Raw genomic sequence first — 1,530 nt, forward strand, 5'->3', positions numbered from 1 at the left:
TACATTGACGCAAAGCGTACAAGGGCTGTCACCATGATGACGATTGATGTCGCCGGTGACATCATTGCCCAGGGGCTGAAACTGGTGTTGATGATTTCGGTGGTGGCGATCCTGCCCAGCCTGATGACCGGCCTGATAGTGAGCATATTTCAGGCCACCACGCAGATTAATGAGCAGACGTTGAGCTTTCTTCCTCGCCTGGTGATGACCATGCTGGTGCTGGTGTTCGCCGGTAAATGGATGCTGACGCAGCTGATCGATTATACCCTGTTGATTTTTGAACAGGCCTCGACCCTGGTAGGCTGATCATGGGCATCCCGATTCACCAACTGATTGACCCGCTGCTGGCGCTGTGGCTGCCGTTTGTGCGTATTGCCGCCTTTTTCCATTTCTGCCCCATTTTTGAACATCGGGCGTTTCCACGCAAAGCCAAGGCCGGGCTGGCGCTGCTGTTAAGCATCGTGATGACCCCGATGCTGGACAATAACGTGGTGTTGAGTGAGCTGATGACGGTGCAGACCCTGTTGTTGACCGGCGAGCAGCTCCTCTGGGGATTACTCTTCGGCCAGATGCTGAACTGGGTATTTGCCGCGCTGCAAGCCGCAGGGGCGATACTGTCGATGAATATGGGACTGGGCATGGCAGTGATGAACGATCCGGGTAACGGCAGCTCAACCATGGTGATCTCACAAATTGTTTTCGTGTTTGCCGTCCTGCTGTTTTTCATTATGGACGGCCACCTGCTGCTGATCACCATCCTGTATAAGGGATTCGCCTACTGGCCGATTGGCCAGGCGATTAACGCGTTAACCCTGCGTACCTTCACCACCGGTGCTGGCTGGCTGCTGGCCAGTGCGCTGCTGTTGGCGTTACCGACGGTGTTTATCATGCTGCTGGTGCAGGGGGTTTTCGGTCTGTTAAACCGCATCTCACCCACGCTGAACCTGTTTGCGCTCGGTTTTCCTATCAGCATGCTGTTTGGTTTGTTCTGCCTGGTGCTACTCAGTAACAGTATTCCGCAGCATTATCTGGCACTCACTAATCAGGTTTTAGCCCAGTTTGACCAGCTAAGGAACCACTGATGTCTGCCAATAGCGGTGATAAAACTGAAAAACCGTCCTCCACGAAGCTGAATAAATCACGCAAAAAAGGGGATATTCCACGCTCAAAAGACGTGACGATGGCCGCAGGGCTTGTGGCTAGCTTGTTCACGGTCAGCGCCTTCTTTCCGTTTTATCGTGACCAGGTTCAGGCGTCATTCACGGCGGTAAGCCAGATGGGCCCACGCATTCATGATGACGGTGCCCTGCACCAGTTCATGCTGACTCAGGTGCTGATTATTTTAAAGGTTCTTGCAACACTGGTGCCGATCTCTCTGGCGGCCTGCCTTGCTACGCTGGTTCCAGGCGGCTGGGTTTTTGTCCCCAACCGCATTAAACCGGACTTTAAAAAACTCAATCCGATCTCTGGCCTGAAGCGGCTGGTCAGCAAACAGCACCTCATCGATGTGCTAAAGATGATCCTTAAATG

Annotated in this window: 3 protein-coding genes; all 3 read left to right on the forward strand. The window is 53.3% G+C overall.

Translation table 11 applies throughout. The features are described 5' to 3' along the window. Nucleotides 1-33: 33 nt before the first annotated feature. Entirely contained in the window at nt 34-306 is a 273-nt protein-coding gene (gene fliQ / locus WH277_RS01035) for a flagellar biosynthesis protein FliQ (protein ID WP_200641444.1), read from the forward strand. 2 nt (nt 307-308) lie between these two features. Continuing rightward, on the forward strand, nt 309-1,082 hold the full coding sequence (gene fliR / locus WH277_RS01040) for a flagellar biosynthetic protein FliR (protein ID WP_200641443.1): 774 nt from the start codon (nt 309-311) through the stop codon (nt 1,080-1,082). Then, nucleotides 1,082-1,530: EscU/YscU/HrcU family type III secretion system export apparatus switch protein (locus WH277_RS01045; protein ID WP_339503859.1), on the forward strand; the 449-nt coding region annotated here is incomplete at its 3' end. The genes fliR and WH277_RS01045, both read left to right, overlap by 1 nt.

The organism is Erwinia sp. MYb416 (assembly GCF_037479575.1).
In the GTDB taxonomy this organism is placed as follows: domain Bacteria; phylum Pseudomonadota; class Gammaproteobacteria; order Enterobacterales; family Enterobacteriaceae; genus Erwinia; species Erwinia rhapontici.